Raw genomic sequence first — 16876 nt, forward strand, 5'->3', positions numbered from 1 at the left:
CATGCCGACTCACTTCTCAGCGCCCCCGCGCGGGGCCCCGGCTTCGGCTTTGGCGGACGGTGGGGTCCGGCTGTGCCGGGTGCCAGGGTGTTCGGCGGAGCCCGGCACGCGGGGGGCGTCGATGCGCTGCGCCCCGCCGGGGCGCGGACTCGGCTCTCCGGCGATCGGCCGGTGGGGACCCGCGCCGGGCTTGCCGGCGACAGGCTGGTCGGGGCCGGCCCGCAGCGGACCTGTGGTGCTGGGCGGCTGCGACCCGATGGGCTGCCACAGCCCGCCGATCAGCATGCCGACGAGCATCAGGTACCCGATGCACGCGCATCCGACAGCGACCGCCAGCAAGCGCGAAAGCCTCCTGCGCCAGCCTGAATTGTCGATGAACACCGGGCGAGGCAACTGTTCCTCGCGTCGCGAGCGGTGTGTCATGGGAAGGTCCCACCGCGCAGGCGCGCCGTGCCCGGCCGCGTCCGCGTGAGAGGTATGAGGGAAGCCCTCGGCTTCCGGAATGTTTGGTATGTGGGGAGTGCCTCGCACTCAGTACTCCTGATCTGCGGCCACGCGCGGGCCAATATCGTGGGGGTATCGAGCTCACAAGCCCGGTTTGCACTGGAACGCGATGCTCCGGAATTCCGGACAAGGTCGAACTCCATGGAAAAAGTCCGTAATTCGGCATGCATGCGATAGTGGCCTCCCCGGTAGGCCGGGAAGGCCACGTCAGTACGCTCCTGGCGACGCGTCGGCGGCTACGTCCAGTGGCTATCCGTTGATGGGGCCTTTGGCACCGCGTCTGACGCGATGACACCCGGCGAAGGGCGCACGGACCGCGCTCCGGGCTCTGGTGATTGCCGCAGATATGGAGGTGTGGGGGGTGGTGCCTAGCACTGGGTTCTCCTCGTTCCCGGCCGTGTGGGGTACAGCCGTACGCGTGGGGGTCCCGGGCCGAACCGCACCCGGGTCGTACTGGAACGGGCATGCGCTTCATGGAACGTGAGCGCACACCTGCGCCAGACGGTGCCAGTAAAAGGCTTAATGGGGGAGGGGGATCGGCAGAGCGTTACCGCAGCTTTACTTCTCCTCATCCATGTTCTGCGTGCCACCCGCCTCTTTCCGCCGGGTAAGTCATGGCAGTTCGAGTTCGCCGGTTACCCGCATCTGCGTGGTGAATGGGGCAACTCATCCCTTGGACACGTCGACTCACGGAGCGCTGTACCAGCTGGTGCCAGCGGAGGTTCTTTGGCCGAGGAGGTCGCGCCGCAGGGGCCGCACTCAGCGTTGCCTGATCGATTCATGCGCGGCATCGGGCGTATTCAGGGCGTAGGCGATGCCGGTATCGGGATCGGTGTCGTATCCGGAGTGGAAGGCGGTTTTGTAGGCGTCGCCCCCGATGAGGCGGCGGGCCTCTGTCTCGCACGCCTGGCGGGCGGCGACGAGTTCGGGCATGCCCATCTGAGGGGTGCCGAGGGTGTGCCAGATCCGCTCGGCGATGCCGAGGAGACGGGCGGCCCGCTCGGCGTGCCCGGAGGCGGCAGTCGCGGAGGCGAGCAGGTCGATGGCCATGGCGATGCCGAGGCTGTCGTGCAGGCGGTGCTTGCCCTTGACGGCGGTACGGGCATGGGCCATGGCTTCCCCCGGCCGTCCCAACCCGAGCGCTGCGAGGGCGCGCATGTAGTCGCCCCACGCATGGGCCCAGGTTTCACCGCGGCGGGCGCACTCGGTGCGCAGGTCGTCGGCGACGGCCGCGGCGTCGGCGAACTGCCCGAGGTGGACGTGGACGAAGGCCCGGGCTGCCCGCACCAGGAACCACGCCGCGTCATAACGTCCACGGACCGGACGCCCGGACCGTGACGCATCGAGTACCTGCGCGGCCCGCTCCTGCTCACCACTGACCGTGAGGCTGCCGCCTTCCAGATAGGCGGCGGCGACCAGGGCGGTCTCGTCGGTCTCCGATTCCCCCGCGGCCGGTCGGAAGGCGCCGGCGAGGCGGAGCCCGGCCTCCGCCTCACCCTGAGCGATGGCGGCGACACCGCAGGCCCACAGGGCCTTTGCCCGGACCGGTCCCGGGGCCGGGTCCAGGGCCAGGGCCTGGTCCAGATAGTGCCGGCCGTCCCGGGCGAAGCCGCAGGCGAACCAGAAGAACCACAAGGCGCCGCCGATATCGAGCGCGGTGTGTCCGTCCCCTTCGGAGAGGCAGAAGTCGAGCGCGGCGCGGAGGTTGGCGTGCTCGGCGAGCACGTTCTCGTAGCAGGTGATCTGGTCGGGCCCCATCCACCTGGCATCCGCGTGGTGGGCCAGCGACTGGTAATACAGCAGGTGCCGATGGCGCAGTGTGTGCTCCTCGCCCAGATTGCGCAGCCAGCCGGCACCGTATTCGCGGATGGTGTCCAGCATCCGGTAGCGCAGTCGGAGGCCGTCCGCCGGTGTGGGGGTGAGAAGGGACTTGTCGGCCAGCGCGTCCAGCACACCCGGGATCTCGTGCCGCGGAAGGTGTGCGTCGGCACAGACCGCCCGGGCCGCCTCGGTGTCGAAACCGTCGGCGAAGACCGACAGCCGGGCCCAGGCCAACCGCTCAAGGGGGGTGCACAGTTCATGGCTCCAGCCGATCGCGGTGCGCAGCGCCTGGTGCCAGGGAGGCTCGGTCTCCGCCACCAGATCGTCGGTGTCACCCAGGGCGGCGAAACGGTCCTCCAGCCGCTCGGTCAGCTCGGCCACGGTCAGCTCCCGCAGGCGGGCGGCGGCGAGTTCGATCGCGAGTGGCAGGCCGTCCAGGCGGCGGCACAGGCGTACGAGGCCGGGGCGGTTGGCGTCGGTGACGGCGAAACCGGGCGCCGCCTCGGCGGCCCGGGCAGCGAGCAGGGCGACCGCGTCCGCCTTCCCGGCCGCCTCGTTCTCGTACTCGTTCTCGGGAACGGGCAGCGGCGCGACGGTCAGCAGCCGCTCCACGTACATACCAAGAGGCCGGCGACTGGTCACCAAGATCCGTAGCCCGGGCGCCGCCGCCAGCAGCGCCTCGGCCACCAACGCGCACTCGGCCACCAGGTGCTCACAGGTATCCAGCACCAACAGCAGCTCACGGCCCGCCAGATAGTCCGCCAGCACCTCGATCATCGGACGGGTGGACTGGTCCGCCAAGGGGAGCGCCTCGGCGATGGTGTGCGTCAGCAGGGCACCGTGCCGCAGCGGGGAGAGCTCCACCCACCACGCCCCGTCGCGGAGTTGCGGCTGCGCCTCGGTCGCCGTCCGCAGCGCCAGCCGGGTCTTGCCCACGCCTCCGACCCCGGTCAGCGTCACCAGCCGGGAGCCCCCGAGCAGCCGCCGCACCTGCGTCAGCTCCGCCCGGCGCCCGATCAGCTCGGTCGTCTCTGCAGGTAGATTCCCCACCCGCGGCCGCTTGGTCACGACCGCCCCCTCTTCCGCCCCGTACGGGCCTTGCGCTCCGTACGGGCCTTCAGCTCCGTACGGGAGCAGCCTGCCGACTCCTGCCACGCGGCGTAGCCGTTAGCAGAAAAGCGACTGCATGTGACGGCTGGAGATCACGATCGACCAGGACAAGCAAGAATGTGATTTCACCATGGAGGTCGTCTACGAGGACCGGAGCTCCGTCGCCCGGTAAAAACACAACGCGCGGCGCTATTCGAAATGCGTTGGCTCGCTGACAGACGCGAAGCAATTATCCGGGAGCGGCTGGCGTGAGCTGGGCCATATGAACCTATTGCCCGTTATGGGAGCGTGGTCTACTCCCATGTACACACCGTTGTGTCATTGGGTGCGCTCTGATCCCCGACCCCCAGGGAGCCCCATGCCCCGCCGCGTACGCTCCGTCCCGCCCGTCGTCCTGGCGGGCGGTGCGCTGACCCTTGGTGTCGGTGGTCTGTATGCCGCCGGGATGCTCACGGGCGGTGACATCGACGCGGGTACGTCCGTGCACGGAGTAGATATCGGGGGCCTGAGCCGGGCGGAGGCCGCTCAGAAGCTGGATACGAGCCTGTCGGCGGCCGGATCGAAGGCTCTGGTCGTGAAGATCGGCGACCGCGTCGGCAAGGTGGACCCGCGGCAGGCCGGGCTCTCCGTCGACGTACAGAAGAGCGTCGACCGGGCGGCGCACACCGGCGCCGATCCGGTCACCGTGATCGGCGGGCTCTTCCGCTCGGGCGGCGACATCGAGCCAGTGGTCCGTACGGACGAGGACAAGGCCCGTGCCGCCCTGGAGAAGCTGGCGAAGACCCACGACCAGAAGGTCCGCGACGGCGCCGTGACCTTCGACGACGGCGAGGCCAGGGAGGTCGCGCCGCGCAGCGGGTACGCCCTGGACGTGGGCGCGGCGGTCGGTGCCCTGCGTACCGCCTTCGCCGGCGGCGATACGGCCGGTGACAAGACCGCCACTGCGGGCAGCGCGGCCGGCTCCGCCACGGCCCTGCCCACCCGCGAGACCAAGCCGAAGATCACCGCCGAAGAGACGCGGCGGGCGGTGCGCGAGTTCGCGCGCCCGGCCATGTCGGCGCCGGTCACGCTCATCCTGGGTGGCAAGCGGCTCACGATCAGCCAGGGCACTCTGGGTGAGCACCTGAAGATGCGGCCGGACGACGCCGGCAAGCTGACCCCGAAGCTCGACGTCAAGGGCCTGCGCGCCGACCCCGCGGTGGCCCGCCCCCTGGCCAGGATCGCCGGTCCGGCCCGGGATGCCGAGCTGAACCTCGATGGAGACCGGGTCGTGGTGGGCGCCGACGCCAGGACCGGCCAGAAGTTCACGGACAAGGCGCTGGGCAAGGCCGTGATGCCGCTGCTCACCCGCTCGGGCGCGGCCGCCCGTACCGGCGAGGTGGATACGGAGAAGACCCGGCCGAAGGTGACCCGGGAGAACGCCGCACAGCTGGGCCTGAAGGAGAAGATGTCCTCCTTCACCGTGAATTTCGAACCGGCCCCTTACCGTACGAAGAACATCGGCCGTGCGGTGCAGCTCATCAACGGCTCGCTCGTCCGGCCCGGCGAGACCTGGAGCCTCAACAAGACCGTCGGCGAGCGCACCAAGGCCAATGGCTTCACCGACGGCACCATCATCCTCGACGGCCAGTACACCAAGGCGGCCGGCGGCGGTGTGTCGACCGTGGCCACCACCACGTACAACGCGTTGTTCTTCGCCGGGCTGAAGCCCGTGGAGCACGGCGCCCACTCCTTCTACATCGAGCGCTACCCCGAGGGCCGCGAGGCGACGGTCGCGTGGGGAAGCCTGGACCTGAAGTTCAACAACGACTCCGGCAAGGCCGTCTACATCCAGGCGAAGGCCACCGATACCTCCGTGACGGTCACCTTCCTCGGCACCAAGAAGTACGACGACGTGAAGGCGATCAAGGGGCCGCGCACCAATGTGCAGAAGCCGGGGGAGCGGCCGGGTGCCGAGAAGGACTGTGAGCCGCAGACCCCGCTCGAAGGCTTCGACGTCACCGTGCAGCGGGTCTTCTACCAACGCGGCGAGGAAGTGAAGCGCGAGCCGTTCCGTACCCACTACATCCCGCGGGACCGGGTGACCTGCGACTGATCGCACCTTCGGGCGCCCCGCTGCCACAGGGCGGGACACCGGCGTGATCGCACGTCCAGGCCGGCCGAACGAAGGCGGTGAGCAGGCTTGCTCACCTCCGCACCCCACGCTGGCCCCGCTGGTAGCCGTCACCAGCGGGGCCCGACGCCGCATCGCGCAGCGCGTCCAGTGCGGCCGCTACGAGGGGATGCTCGGCACTGCCACGCCGTATGGCGGTCAAGTACCGCCGCACAGGCACCGGTTCGCCCCGCAGCGGGACCCGCGTGACCGCATGCGCGGGAAGCGGCACGATCCTGGGCACGAGGCAGACGCCGAACCCCTCGGCGACGAGAGCTGAGACGGCGTACCACTCTTTGACCTCATGGGCGATGTGAGGGGTGAATCCGGCCGCCGCGCACGCCGCCGTCACCAGCGGGTAGGTGTCGTTGTTCCGTTCCTTGACGATCCAGAACTCTCCGGCGGCCTCGGCGAGTTCGACCCCCTCGGGCCGGGCGAGCCGGTGCCCCTCGGGGACAAGCAGGTCCTGACGGTCGGTCAGCAACGGTGCCTGCTCGAAACGGGCGTCGGTGACGGGCGGCGCGTCAGGGCCGGGCAGTACCAGGGCCACGTCCGCCTCGTCGGCGAGCAGGAGCCGGTAGCATTCCGCGCTCTCCTCCTCGAGGATCCGCGGCTCCACCTGCGGGTGTGTGCTCCGTAGCCGGGCGAGGGCCGGGGCGGCGAGCGCGGCCAGCGCGGAAGAGACCCCGCACAATCGCAGCGTGCCCCGGGGGGTCTCGCTCTGCTGCGCGAGCTCTGCCTGGGCGACCTCCCACTGCGCCTGCAACACGTCGGCGTGCCGAAGCAGGGTGAGCGCGGCCGGTGTCAGCCGTACGCGCCGGCCCTCCGGCCGCAACAGCTGCACCCCCAGATCGCGGCCCAGCAGGCGCAATTGCTGGGAGACGGCAGAGGGGGTGAGGTGCAGCGCGGCGGCCGTCGCGGTCACCGTGCCGTGCTCGGCGAGGGTACGCAGGACGTGCAGCCGGTGGTCGATCATGTAGGCCAGCCTAAACAAATACGTGCGAAAAGGTTTGCTGGACGTGCATGCTCGCGGTCACCGAGTCTGGGGCCATGACGAAGCCTCCCGCCCCCGCATTGATGCTCGGAAGCGTCCTGAGCATTCAGTTCGGGCAGGCGCTGGGCAAGCAGCTCTCCGGCTCGGTCGGCGCGCCGGGAGCCGTGGCGCTGCGCCTCGGCCTGGCCGCGGTGCTCCTGCTTCTCCTGTACCGGCCGCCGCTGCCGCGCAGCCGTACTGACCTGCTCCTCGTCCTCGGCTTCGGGACGGCCATCGCGGGGATGAACCTGATCTACCCCGCGCTGCTCTTCCTGCCCCTGGGCCTGGCGAGCGCCCTCCAGCTCCTCGGGCCGATCACGCTCGCACTGCTCACCTCACGCCGCCTCCGTGACGTGGGATGCGCCGCGTTGGCCGGATGCGGGGTCTGGCTGTTCCACGCCCCGGACGGCAGCGGCGTCCCGCTCGCCGGAGTGCTTCTCGCCCTGGCCGCGGGGGCCTCCATGGCCGCGTATCTCGTGCTGAGCAGGAAGGCGGGATCCCGAAGCGCCGGAGGCGGTCCGCTGGCACTGGCGGTGACCTGGGCGGCCGTGCTCACAGTGCCGCTGGGCATAGCAGACCGAGGGGCGGAGCTGCTCGCCCCTCGGGTGCTGGTGACCGGGGTCGCGGTGGCGGTGCTCTCGGCAGTGCTCCCGTACTCGCTGGAACTGGCAGCCCTGAGACGCCTGCCGACGCGCACGGTGGGCGTCCTGACCAGCCTGGAACCCGCGAGCGCGGGCCTCGCAGGAGTGCTGGTCCTGGACGAACACCTGAACCTTGCTCAGTGGTCGGCGCTGGCATGCGTAGGCGCAGCGAGCGCCGGGGCGGTGGTCCGCCGGGAGAAGAGCGACAGCGGGCCACGTCTCGGCACCAACGCGGTCTCGTGCCGCACTGGCCGTCGCTGACACGGACCGCCCAGTGGTCGCCACCGAGTAGCGATGCTTCCTCGATGAGGCGGACACCTCGCGGTCGCGCGTGGGCACAAGGGTGCCGTCGACGATTACCACCTGCTGCCGCTGATGACCGCACCGGCGACACGGCGGCCGCACGCTCCGCCGCGTCGTCCTCCGTGTGCCCCGCCCTCCGGGCATACCGTCACTCGCGGGTCTGCTCGCCGGGTGGTGGGTGGAGGTCGGGGGTTCGGGATGGGGCGAGGCTGGAGACCACCTCGGTGAGGACGGTGCAGGCCTGTTCGATTTTCTGGTACGTGTTCTCCCGCTCGGCTACGACGGCCGCCAACAGCAGGGTGGTCAGTGAGGCTGCGCCGTTGAGCGCCTGCAGGGTGACCATGTTCTCGACGATGCTCTGGTCCGCGAACGGCCCGCGGCGCTGGGCCATCGCCACCACGGTGAGTACGGACAGCAGCAGTACGCACGGCGCTGCGCCGACCAGGCGGGTGCGCAGCGCAGCCCAGATCAGCAGTGGGAAGACCAGGAACAGGAGATGAAGCGAGATGTTGGTTACGGCGGTGGTGACGGCCGCCGTGGCGGCCAGCAGTACCGCGGGTTCGGCCCACTCCCGCAGGTCCCCCTCCTTGAGCGGCCGGGCGGCGTGCAGGCTGAGCAGCACCGGTGTGACCACCAGTACGCCCATCGCATCCCCGGTCCACCACGCGGACCAAGCGCGCCAGAATTCGATCGCGGAAACCTCGCCGGTGAGCAGCAGCGTTCCGCTCCCTACCCCGGAGCTGATCAGCGTCCCGGCGAGGCCGCCGAAGACCAGTATCAGGCCGTCGCTCAACCGGTCGAGCCCGGTCCGGATGCCTGCGCGCCGCAGCAGCAGATAGGAGCAGAGCGGGCCCGCCGTGTTGCCGAAGGCGATCGCGAGGGCGGCGGGGGTCAGCGGCCCGAGGGTCGCCATGATCAGCAGCGCGCCCAGGGCGATCCCGGGCCAGACGCGGATGCCGGCGAGCAGCAGGCAGGCCAGGGCCACGCCGGTGGGCGGCCACAATGGCGTGACGCGTGCGCCCGCGATGACGACCTGTTCCAGCAGGCCGAGTTTCCCCGTCGCGGCGTACGCAACGGCGACGACGAGGATCATCAGCCCCGTCGCTGCCGGGCGTCGCAAGCCCTCGGATCGCACCACGTCGCCATGAGACAACGGTCCGTGCCCGCGGCGGGCCGTGACACGCGGGGCCGCGTCCCGGTCGCTCACCCGTCGTAGCGCAGGACCAGCACCGCCGCGTCGTCGGTGTGCCCGGTCAGGTCGGCCACAGTGAGGACCTCGGCCGCCAGTTCGTCCGGGGGACCGTCCGCGCCGGCCGTGACGATCCCCAGTACGTGTTCCAGCCCGGCCTCTATGGGGAAGGCCGGTCCCTCCAGTACTCCGTCCGTGACCAGGACGCACGCTCCCGGCGCGGACAGCGGGTGACGGGTGACCGGGAAGTTCTCACCGGGCGTGATGCCCAGGGGGATGCCTCCGTCGTCCGGGGTGATGCCTCCTTGCCCGTCGACTGTTGCCCACAGGGTGGGCACGTGGCCGGCTCGGGCGCCCGACAGTTCCCGGGTGGCCGGGTCGAAGCGGAGGAAGGTGCAGGTCGCGAAGAGGCTGCTGTCCAACGCCGAGAGCAGGTCGTTTGTACGGCTGAGCACCTCGCCCGGGTCGGTGGTGAACGCGGCCACCGCGCGCAGACCGATGCGTACCTGCCCCATGAAGGCCGCCGCCTCCACGTCGTGGCCCTGGACGTCGCCCACCGAGAACCCGAGCGATCCGTCCGGCAGCCGGAAGCCGTCGTACCAGTCGCCGCCGATGTCCAGGCCGTCCCGGGCGGGTGCGTAACGGGCGGCCGCCCGCAGCCCGGGCAGTTCGGGGAGGGAGTCCGGCAGCATCTCGCGCTGCAGGGCCTCGGCCAGCTCGATCCTGGCCCGCTGCAGCTCCGCCCGTTCCAGCGCCTGGGTCGTGAGCCGCCCGAGTTCCGCCAGCAGGTCGTCGGCGTTCGCGGGCCGATGGGAACGATGCCGGGACATTGACCCTCCGAGGTACCTCGGGCCATAGCCGCCACGCGAGACCGCACGACATGATGCGAGACCGCACGACATGATGCGAGACCGCACGGCACGATACGAGAACGCACGAGATCATGCGAGAACGCACGAGACCACGCGAAGTCACGCGAACGGCGGAACATCGCCTTTCTCCCGGGCTCGGGCGTCGTGTCCCTTTGCCGGTCAGGGGCCCCGCCCGGGGTGGAGAAGGCCCTGAGCAGCTCTCACGCTCGATCGTAATCAGGTTCCCCGCCGGGCGCCTGCCGGTGTGGCCTTGGGGTCGTTGCCGGCGGGCCTGGTACTGGCCGGTTACTGGCCGGTCCCGCGCCGCACAGGACTGTCACGACTGTCACTGTGTGTCGAAGTCCGTCCCACGGGAGACCTTCTCCCATGCGGCGAGTTCGGTGCGTACCGAGTCGAGGTGCCCGAGGAGGGAGTCCACCGCGTCGCCGCCGAGGGCGAGTCGCAGTGGGGTGTGCTCGGCGTCCAGGGCCAGCCGGATCGCCGCAGCGGCCTTTGCCGGGTCCCCGGGCTGGGTGCCGTCGCCGCCCTGCACCAGCTTCCGGGTGGCGCCGACCTTCTCCGCGTACGCCGGGTGCTCCTGGGAGAAGTAGGCCGCGCCCGTGCCGAACAGGTTGGTGCGGAACGCGCCGGGTTCCACGATCAGTACCTTGATGCCGAACGGCGCCACCTCGTCGGCCAGTCCCTCCGACAACTGCTCCAGCGCCGCCTTTGTCGCGCTGTACGCGGAGAAGCCGGCGAAGGACATCTGTCCGCCGAAACTGCTGATGTTCACGATCGAGCCGCTGCCCCGCTCCCGCATCTGCGGCAGCAACGCCCTCGTCAGTCGCGCCGGGCCGAATACGTGCAGCTCGAACAGGTCGCGCAGCTCCTGGTCCGTGGTTTCCTCGAACGCCCCGACCTGCGTGCGTCCGGCGTTGTTCACCAGTACGTCCACCCGGCCGTACCGGGCCAGGACGTCCGTGGCCACCTCGTCGATCCGCTCGCCGTCGGTGACGTCCAGGCCGATCGCCTCCACCCGGTCGGGGTGCGCGGCGACCAGGTCGGCCAGCGCCTCGGTGCGTCGAGCGGTGCCGATCACCGTGTCACCGGCGGCGACGGCGGCCTCGGCGATGGCTCGCCCGAAACCACTGCTCGCTCCGGTGACCAGCCAGACGTTGCCGTTGCCGTTGTCGCTACTGCTGCTGCTGTTGTCGTTGACCTTGTCCGTCATTGTTCGTCTCCCTCGTCAGCTGTCCTTCTGCCGTCCGGGGCCTCCCCACCGGCAGCACTGATCCTTCCCGCGCCTCGGGACCATGTCCAAGACCTGTTGTGATAGCCATGCGTTATGGATGTCCACGGGCGCGATCTGCGCTACTTCGTAGCCCTCGCCGAGGAGTTGAGCTTTACGCGGGCCGCCGAGCGGCTGTTCATCTCCCAGCCGGCGCTGAGCAAGCAGATACGGATGCTGGAGAAGCAGGTCGGCGCGGAACTGTTCCATCGGGACCGGCGGGTGGTGCGATTGACGGTGGTGGGGGAGGCCCTGCTGCCGCACGCCCGCACGATGCTGGCCGCCTGGCAGGCCGCCGAGGCGGCGGTGGAGGAGGTGCGGGACGCCGAGCGGCACGCCCTGGTGATCGGCATGTCCACCAGCCCGGGCCGCGGGCTGCTGCCCGCCTTGCGGACCCGGCTCCTCTCCCGGCACCCGGAGGCGAGGCCCGTTCTGCGGCAGGTCAACTGGGCTGATCCCAGCGCAGGGTTGGCGGACGGAACCAGCGATGTCGCCTTCGTCTGGCTGCCGTTGCCGGGCGGCGATCGCTACCGGTACGCAGTAGTGGCGCACGAGCCGCTCCTCGTGGCGCTGCCGTATGGACACCCTCTGGCGGCGCGGGCCGCAGCCGACAGCGAGGGGGCGGTGGACTTCACCGATCTCCTCGACGAGCCGTTCCTCGCCCTGCCTCCCGAGGCCGGCCCGCTGCGGGACTACTGGCTGGCCCTGGACGCCCGGGGCGGCCGCGCGCCGCGGATAGGCGCGGTGGTGGCCAGTGCGGAGGAGGCCCACGAGGCGGTCGCCAACGGGCAGGGCGTGGTGCTGCTGGCCAGTGGCAACGCCTCGCTGGTCGCCCGGGACGAGGTGATCGCGGTGCCTGTCCGGGGCGCGGCCCCATCACAACTGGCGGTGGCTGCCCGTCGGGACGACGAGCGGCCCTTGGTGGTGGCCTACCTGGCCGCGGCGGCGAAGCTGGGAGCCGGCGCGTTGTGAACCGGGCCGCCCGAGGGACCGGGCTGCCCCGAGGGACCGGGCTGCCCCGAGGGGCCGGGCCGCCCCGATGGCTCTCCACGCGGCCGAGGAAGCTCCGGCACCTCACCCGGACAGCGCGTCGGAGACCTCCGCCACCCACTCCCAAGGCGCTGCCGTGCCGCCCGGTTGTGCGTTGAAGTACTCCCAGCCGGCGACCCCGGCGAAGCCCGGGTGCCTGTCGACCAGCTTGCCGAGCGTGGACTTCAGGGTGGTGATGTCGACGTAGCCGCTGCCGCCGTTGGCGGGATCGGTGAGCGAGCCGGCCACCACCTTCTGCTCCGGCACGACGCCCCGGGCGATGATGTCGTCGAAACTGCGGGTGTCGGCCATGCTGCCCCAGCCGTTGTAGAACTGGGCGTTGAACCACGCGATGTCGTCACCGCGGTCCCGGTAGAGCTGCTCGTAGTCGAAGCCCGACAGATTGCCGCCGCCGCTGAGCGCGGTGCCCACCGGAGCGAGCGTGATGAGGAAACGCGGACCGAAGTCGGCACGCAGCGCGTCGATCACCCGCTCGATGCCGGCGAACGACATGTCCTCCTCGACATCGAGGTCCACGCCGTTCAGCCCGTACTCCTCGATGAAGTCCCGCAAGAGCGGGTAGTAGGTGTCGAATTCGGTGTCGAGACGGGTGTGACTGCCAGGTGCGGCACCGCCGACCATGGCCAGTACGTTGACACCTTGGCCCTGCATGGCCTTGAGGTCCCGCCACATCTGGTCGAACTTCGCCGCGCTCGGCGGGTCGTCGTTCAAGTGCACCGGCGCGTAGGGCCCGTTGACGTCATTGAGGTGCACGGCCGACACCAGTACGTCCGTCACGCCCGTCCGGTGCTCGGTCAGCGCCAGCGGCGAGACGTATGTCCCGTTGTTGTACTGCGTCTGGTAGTACACGACCACCCGCCGCCCCGCCTCGTCCTTGCGCCGCACCGCCCAGGCACCGCCGGTCGACGTTCCCACGGACACACCCACTGCCAACGCCCCGACAACAAAACTCCGCCTCTTTACACTCACGACTCGACTCCCACTCCTCGCACCACAATGGCCACACCCAAGTCGCCGCAATTCTGACGACAAGGCTCCGTGCACGGCTAGTGACGAGAGCCAACTAATGCGTATTTGTTGGCTGTTGCGGGCCACCGGGCAGAGAGAAGGAACGGCTAAACGCTCTGGCCGTCCCGCGCCCACGGCCGCAGTTTCTCCGGGTTGCGGGACCATCGTGCTCGGCATCGCACACGTCCCGTCGGTCCATCTCCCGCTGGGAGTCCTGATGTTCGGCATGAGCGTGCTGGCGCCGGCCCGGCGCTGAGGGGTGCGATCCGACACGATTCCTCGGCTCCCGAGACCGCTTCAGCCGTGCCGCGGTTCCAGGATTCCGGCGCGCTTGACGATGCTCCGGTTGCGGGCGCTCGTGGCGCCCATGGATTTCATGGCTTCAGTGAATTCGTTGAGGGCGGTGGCGAAAAGGTGACCACTGGCGCGGTCCAGGGCGCGGTCGCAGTTCGCGGCGCCGCGGGTGGCGTAGGTCTGGGCGCGGCGCCAGGAGGCCTGGGACCGCGGGTCGGGTACGGGAAAGTACCGGGCGGCGTCGTCGGCGAAGCGGCGGAACTTGGCGCACTGGGCGCGGGTGCGGGACTCGTCGATGGCGTGCGGGTCCTGGATGAGCGGGTCGAGCCCGCGGCTGATGGTGATCAAGCGGCGTTCCAGGCGGAGCCCGCCGTACGTCTCCCAGGCGTACACCTGCAGGGCATGGGTCCTGGGGGACGGGGCAGCGGCGGTCCGCTTCTGGCCGGGTGTGGCGGCGTGCGCTGTTGAGCGGCTCGCGACCGGGTTGAACAAGTCGGTCGCGGTGAGGGCCAGCGCCGCGGCGCACAGTATGCCCACGCACAGGCGGCGGGCCGGCAGGCGGTCCCGTACGGGATGTCGCCGCCCCGGAACGGAGGCCGCGGCCGTACGGGTCCGGCGGGCGGTGAGCACCTTGTGCAGGAGGCTCACCACGGCGGCCGCGACAGTGGCGGTGAGCGCAGCGAGTATGGGGGTGGGGCCCATGATGAGGCGGAAGCCGCGGCGTACGGCGGCGTCGGGGTGGAGCGAACAGGAGGACTGCAAGGCGTTCAGTGGCGTGATGCAGCCGTCCAGGGAGGCGAGCACGAACGCCCCGGCGAAACCGGCCAGCACCGTGGTCTGGGCGGCAATGAGGGCGCACAGCAGCCGGTAGCGGTCGGTCAGGGCCGCCGCGGCTGCCGCGGCGGCAGTCGCCGCAGCGACCAGGAGCATCAGCACCCAGGCCAGCTGGATCCACAGGTGCGGGCGGCCGCGCTCGGCGGGCGGCGGCTGCCAGGTGTGCATGTACGCCATCACCACCGCGACGGCGATGGTGGCCAGCGCCGCGCCCAGCAGGCTGGGCAGCAGTACCCGGCGCAGTGGCGGAAGTGCTGCCCGAAGCGGCGCAGTGCCGTGGTCCGCGGTGGAGCGGAGGACCCAAGCCGTCAACGGCAGCAGCCACAGGGCCGTGACCGCGGTCAGGGAAAGCGCCCAGTGGTTCAGGGCCGTCATCGCGGGCCACAGTGCGGCCATCCCGTCCAGGATGCCGTCCTGCTCCGCGATCTGCCCGGGCGACAGCCCGTGTACCAGCACGGCACGCATCGCCGCGGCCGAGGGCAACCCCGCGTGCGCGTAGGCCACACCGAACACCTGCCACCAGGCGAACCACGACGTCAACACCGTCGCACCGGCCACCGCCCCCACCAACAGCAGCGGCCGAATGCGCTCTGGCCGCGCCCCGGTCCACAATCGGGCGCACTGGGTGGTCCACCAGCCGAAGGCCGCACCTGCGGCGAGCGGGAACAGCAGCATCACGGGGTTGCCGGGCAGCCAGGTGTTGGTCCCGGACTGGTAGGCCACCAGCTCGCCGGCGGTCATGCCGACGCCCAGCCACAACCCGGCGCGTACACCGGTGGGTTCGCGTCGCATGGTAAGCACAGCGTGCGCGGCCGCCCGCCACAGGGCGACCCCGGCCACCCCGGCGACCAGCGCGGCAGTCACCACCCAGAATGCCTTCGTCAGCAGCGGGATGCTGTGCGCACCGGCGGCATAGAACCACACCTGGGCGTTGATCACCGGGACGGTCACCCCGGTGAGGAACATGGGCAGCGCCCGTACGCCGAACAACTCCGCGGGATCGGCCAGCGCGTCCCGGCGCAGGTCCCACCGTGGATGAGTGCGCAACAGCTCTGCGAAGGAGGCACGTAGCCGCCGCACCGCACCGCGTGGCGCAGCAGCCGCGCCGTGGCCGACCGCGTGCGCCGCCCAGTGGTGCGGCGCCGCGCCCCAGCGCACCGCGGTCAGGTCGGCGTGGATCTCCCGACTGCGCAGTACGTCCGCTCGCGCGAGGTGGACCAGCAGCACCAGTACGCCCGCAAGGCCGAGCAGCCGGGCCATGAGCGGCCAGGTGCTGTCGATTCCCACCATCTTCTCGGGCGACAGCGGCGCACGTAGCCCCAGAGCGAACAGTCCCATCCACACGCTCAGTCCGAGCATCAGCGCCACATACGGCAGCAGCACCACGCCGAGGAATGCCCGCCACAGTGCCACGGTGAGATAGGTGAGGGTGACATCGCCGTTACGGATATGCGCGAACTCGTGCAGCAGCACCGCACGGAAGCCCTCCGGATCGGTACGCGCGCGTACCAGCAGACCGCCGTGCAGACACAGCACCGGCCGCCTGTTGCTGCCGAACACCACCGCACCGGCCGAGGCCGCCGCCGGGTCGACGACCACCTGCGGCGCCCGCTCCAGGCCCGCCGTCGCGGCCAGTTCGGTCAGTGCGCCCCGTACCGAGCCGTCGCCGTCCACGGCCTCCAGCGGGACGACCCGCCCACGCCGCGCCTTCCAGGCCGGTATCGCCCACATCAGCACGGCGGCCACGATCACCATCAGAACCGGCCACACCTCGGACGGCCACCAGAGCGTGGTGTCCTTCGGGCCGTAGCGATCCATGCACTCCCGGTAGGCGCTGGTGTCCGCCTGCGGGGCCACCTCGCCGAGACGGGACGGGTCTCCTCCTGCGGCCAGTACGCAGCCGTCTTTGCTGCCCGTGCGCGGGGCCGAAGACCCCGGATCGGGTCCGGCGCCCAGGGTGAGGATCATCATCGAGGCGCTGCTGACCACGATCAGCACTACCAGCAGGACGAAGCGCAGCGCGGTGCCCGAGGGCATCGAGCGCTCGTCCACGCGCGGCGGGGTGAGGTGCCCGGTGGCCGCCACGGTCACGGCCTCTCCGGTGCGCTGCCCTCGCTGCCGCCGGGCGTGTCCGATGGCGGCCCGCCATCCGCGCTGCCGCCCGTACCGCTCTCGGCGCTCAGGCCTGTGCGGCTCTCTGCGCTCAGGCCGGTGCCACTGTCCGCGGCTCCGTGCGACTCGCCCTGTGACGCCGGCGGCACTTCTTCCGCCGGGCCCAGCGCCAGCCGGGCCACCACCGCGTCGGCGACCGTCTCGGCACGCTCCCGCTCCAAGCCGCGCCGGGCCGCCACCTCCAGTACCCGATGCCGCACCTCGGCAAGTTGCTCGGGGGTCAGCGGGGGCATCGTCGCCGGCTCCTCGGGTCTGCGGAGGGCCCTGCGCAGCAGGCCCCCCGCCCGACGGAGCGCACTGTCCGCCGCCCGTTCGCCCAGGTGCCGCACGGTCTGGTCCAGCGCCAGCCACACCACCCCCGTCACCAACGCGGCGATCTCACCCGCCCCGAAGCCCAATGGCTCCCGCCGCCGCCCACCCCGGTACTCCAATCTCCGCACGACCGTGGCATCACCGAACCGCGCCAGCCCCTCCACCACGGGCAGCTCTTCCCACGCAACTCCCGTGTGTACAAGCTAACTTGAACAAGGCCGTCAGCATCAGACCCCAACCGTCACGCCGCTCGCTCCGGTCGGGCCGACGCCGACCCGCCCCTGCCAGGGCGGACCTCCGTCGGGTGCTCGTTG

At 70.8% G+C, this 16876-nt stretch carries 12 protein-coding genes and 1 pseudogene; 3 read left to right on the plus strand and 10 right to left on the minus strand.

Annotated features, from left to right (window positions below; genetic code table 11):
• Window positions 1–9 precede the first annotated feature (9 nt).
• Window positions 10–339, minus strand: coding sequence for a hypothetical protein (locus IF04_RS0130230; protein ID WP_030264977.1), 330 nt, complete (start codon window positions 337–339; stop codon window positions 10–12).
• A gap of 924 nt (window positions 340–1263) precedes the next feature.
• Window positions 1264–3393 carry an ATP-binding protein gene (locus tag IF04_RS0130235; RefSeq protein ID WP_051831674.1) on the minus strand — a complete coding sequence of 710 codons (2130 nt, stop codon included), beginning with the start codon at window positions 3391–3393 and terminating at the stop codon, window positions 1264–1266.
• A 400-nt stretch (window positions 3394–3793) separates the two neighbouring features.
• On the opposite strand from IF04_RS0130235, the gene IF04_RS0130240 reads away from it, so the two are divergent.
• Window positions 3794–5530 carry a VanW family protein gene (locus IF04_RS0130240; RefSeq protein WP_030264981.1) on the plus strand — a complete coding sequence of 579 codons (1737 nt, stop codon included), beginning with the start codon at window positions 3794–3796 and terminating at the stop codon, window positions 5528–5530.
• Window positions 5531–5621: 91 nt separating this feature from the next.
• Here IF04_RS0130240 and IF04_RS0130245 read toward each other — a convergent pair whose 3' ends face one another.
• A complete protein-coding gene (locus tag IF04_RS0130245; RefSeq protein WP_030264984.1) occupies window positions 5622–6563 on the minus strand; it encodes a LysR family transcriptional regulator in 942 nt (313 codons plus the stop codon).
• A 74-nt stretch (window positions 6564–6637) separates the two neighbouring features.
• Between IF04_RS0130245 and IF04_RS0130250 the strand changes: the two genes are divergently transcribed.
• A complete protein-coding gene (locus tag IF04_RS0130250) occupies window positions 6638–7522 on the plus strand; it encodes an EamA family transporter (protein WP_106975702.1) in 885 nt (294 codons plus the stop codon).
• A gap of 24 nt (window positions 7523–7546) precedes the next feature.
• Here IF04_RS0130250 and IF04_RS38475 read toward each other — a convergent pair.
• The 4 genes and pseudogenes from IF04_RS38475 to IF04_RS0130265 form a co-directional block, all read right to left on the minus strand.
• Window positions 7547–7657 (minus strand): annotated as a pseudogene (locus IF04_RS38475) (IS5/IS1182 family transposase); the annotation flags it as partial.
• A 55-nt stretch (window positions 7658–7712) separates the two neighbouring features.
• A complete protein-coding gene (locus IF04_RS0130255) occupies window positions 7713–8684 on the minus strand; it encodes an MASE1 domain-containing protein (protein WP_245654557.1) in 972 nt (323 codons plus the stop codon).
• Between the two features lie 83 nt (window positions 8685–8767).
• Window positions 8768–9583, minus strand: coding sequence for a PP2C family protein-serine/threonine phosphatase (locus IF04_RS0130260; protein ID WP_030264989.1), 816 nt, complete (start codon window positions 9581–9583; stop codon window positions 8768–8770).
• Between the two features lie 367 nt (window positions 9584–9950).
• Window positions 9951–10835, minus strand: coding sequence for an oxidoreductase (locus tag IF04_RS0130265; RefSeq protein ID WP_051831675.1), 885 nt, complete (start codon window positions 10833–10835; stop codon window positions 9951–9953).
• Between the two features lie 114 nt (window positions 10836–10949).
• Here IF04_RS0130265 and IF04_RS0130270 point away from each other — a divergent pair, with 114 nt between their 5' ends.
• Window positions 10950–11864 carry a LysR family transcriptional regulator gene (locus IF04_RS0130270; protein ID WP_030264993.1) on the plus strand — a complete coding sequence of 305 codons (915 nt, stop codon included), beginning with the start codon at window positions 10950–10952 and terminating at the stop codon, window positions 11862–11864.
• Between the two features lie 102 nt (window positions 11865–11966).
• Here the strand turns inward: IF04_RS0130270 and IF04_RS0130275 are convergent, their stop codons facing one another.
• The 3 genes from IF04_RS0130275 to IF04_RS39370 all read right to left on the minus strand — a co-directional run bounded on the left by IF04_RS0130275 (window position 11967) and on the right by IF04_RS39370 (window position 16729).
• A complete protein-coding gene (locus IF04_RS0130275; protein WP_245654558.1) occupies window positions 11967–12857 on the minus strand; it encodes a glycoside hydrolase family 18 protein in 891 nt (296 codons plus the stop codon).
• Window positions 12858–13247: 390 nt separating this feature from the next.
• A complete protein-coding gene (locus IF04_RS0130285; protein WP_030264997.1) occupies window positions 13248–16169 on the minus strand; it encodes a M48 family metalloprotease in 2922 nt (973 codons plus the stop codon).
• Window positions 16166–16729: a hypothetical protein gene (locus IF04_RS39370; protein WP_063829546.1), complete on the minus strand. Its 564-nt coding sequence runs from the start codon at window positions 16727–16729 to the stop codon at window positions 16166–16168. Before IF04_RS39370 ends, IF04_RS0130285 begins: the two co-directional genes overlap by 4 nt.
• Window positions 16730–16876 lie beyond the last annotated feature (147 nt).

It is taken from the genome of Streptomyces violens (assembly GCF_000717745.1).
Classification (GTDB): Bacteria; Actinomycetota; Actinomycetes; order Streptomycetales; family Streptomycetaceae; genus Streptomyces; species Streptomyces violens.

Coding starts and splice junctions, on each gene's coding strand:
- IF04_RS0130270 (WP_030264993.1), top strand. CDS start 10,950: ATGGATGTCCACGGGCGCGATCTGCGCTACTTCGTAGCCCTCGCCGAG.
- IF04_RS0130265 (WP_051831675.1), bottom strand. CDS start 10,835: ATGACGGACAAGGTCAACGACAACAGCAGCAGCAGTAGCGACAACGGC.
- IF04_RS0130250 (WP_106975702.1), top strand. CDS start 6,638: ATGACGAAGCCTCCCGCCCCCGCATTGATGCTCGGAAGCGTCCTGAGC.
- IF04_RS0130260 (WP_030264989.1), bottom strand. CDS start 9,583: ATGTCCCGGCATCGTTCCCATCGGCCCGCGAACGCCGACGACCTGCTG.
- IF04_RS0130245 (WP_030264984.1), bottom strand. CDS start 6,563: ATGATCGACCACCGGCTGCACGTCCTGCGTACCCTCGCCGAGCACGGC.
- IF04_RS0130240 (WP_030264981.1), top strand. CDS start 3,794: ATGCCCCGCCGCGTACGCTCCGTCCCGCCCGTCGTCCTGGCGGGCGGT.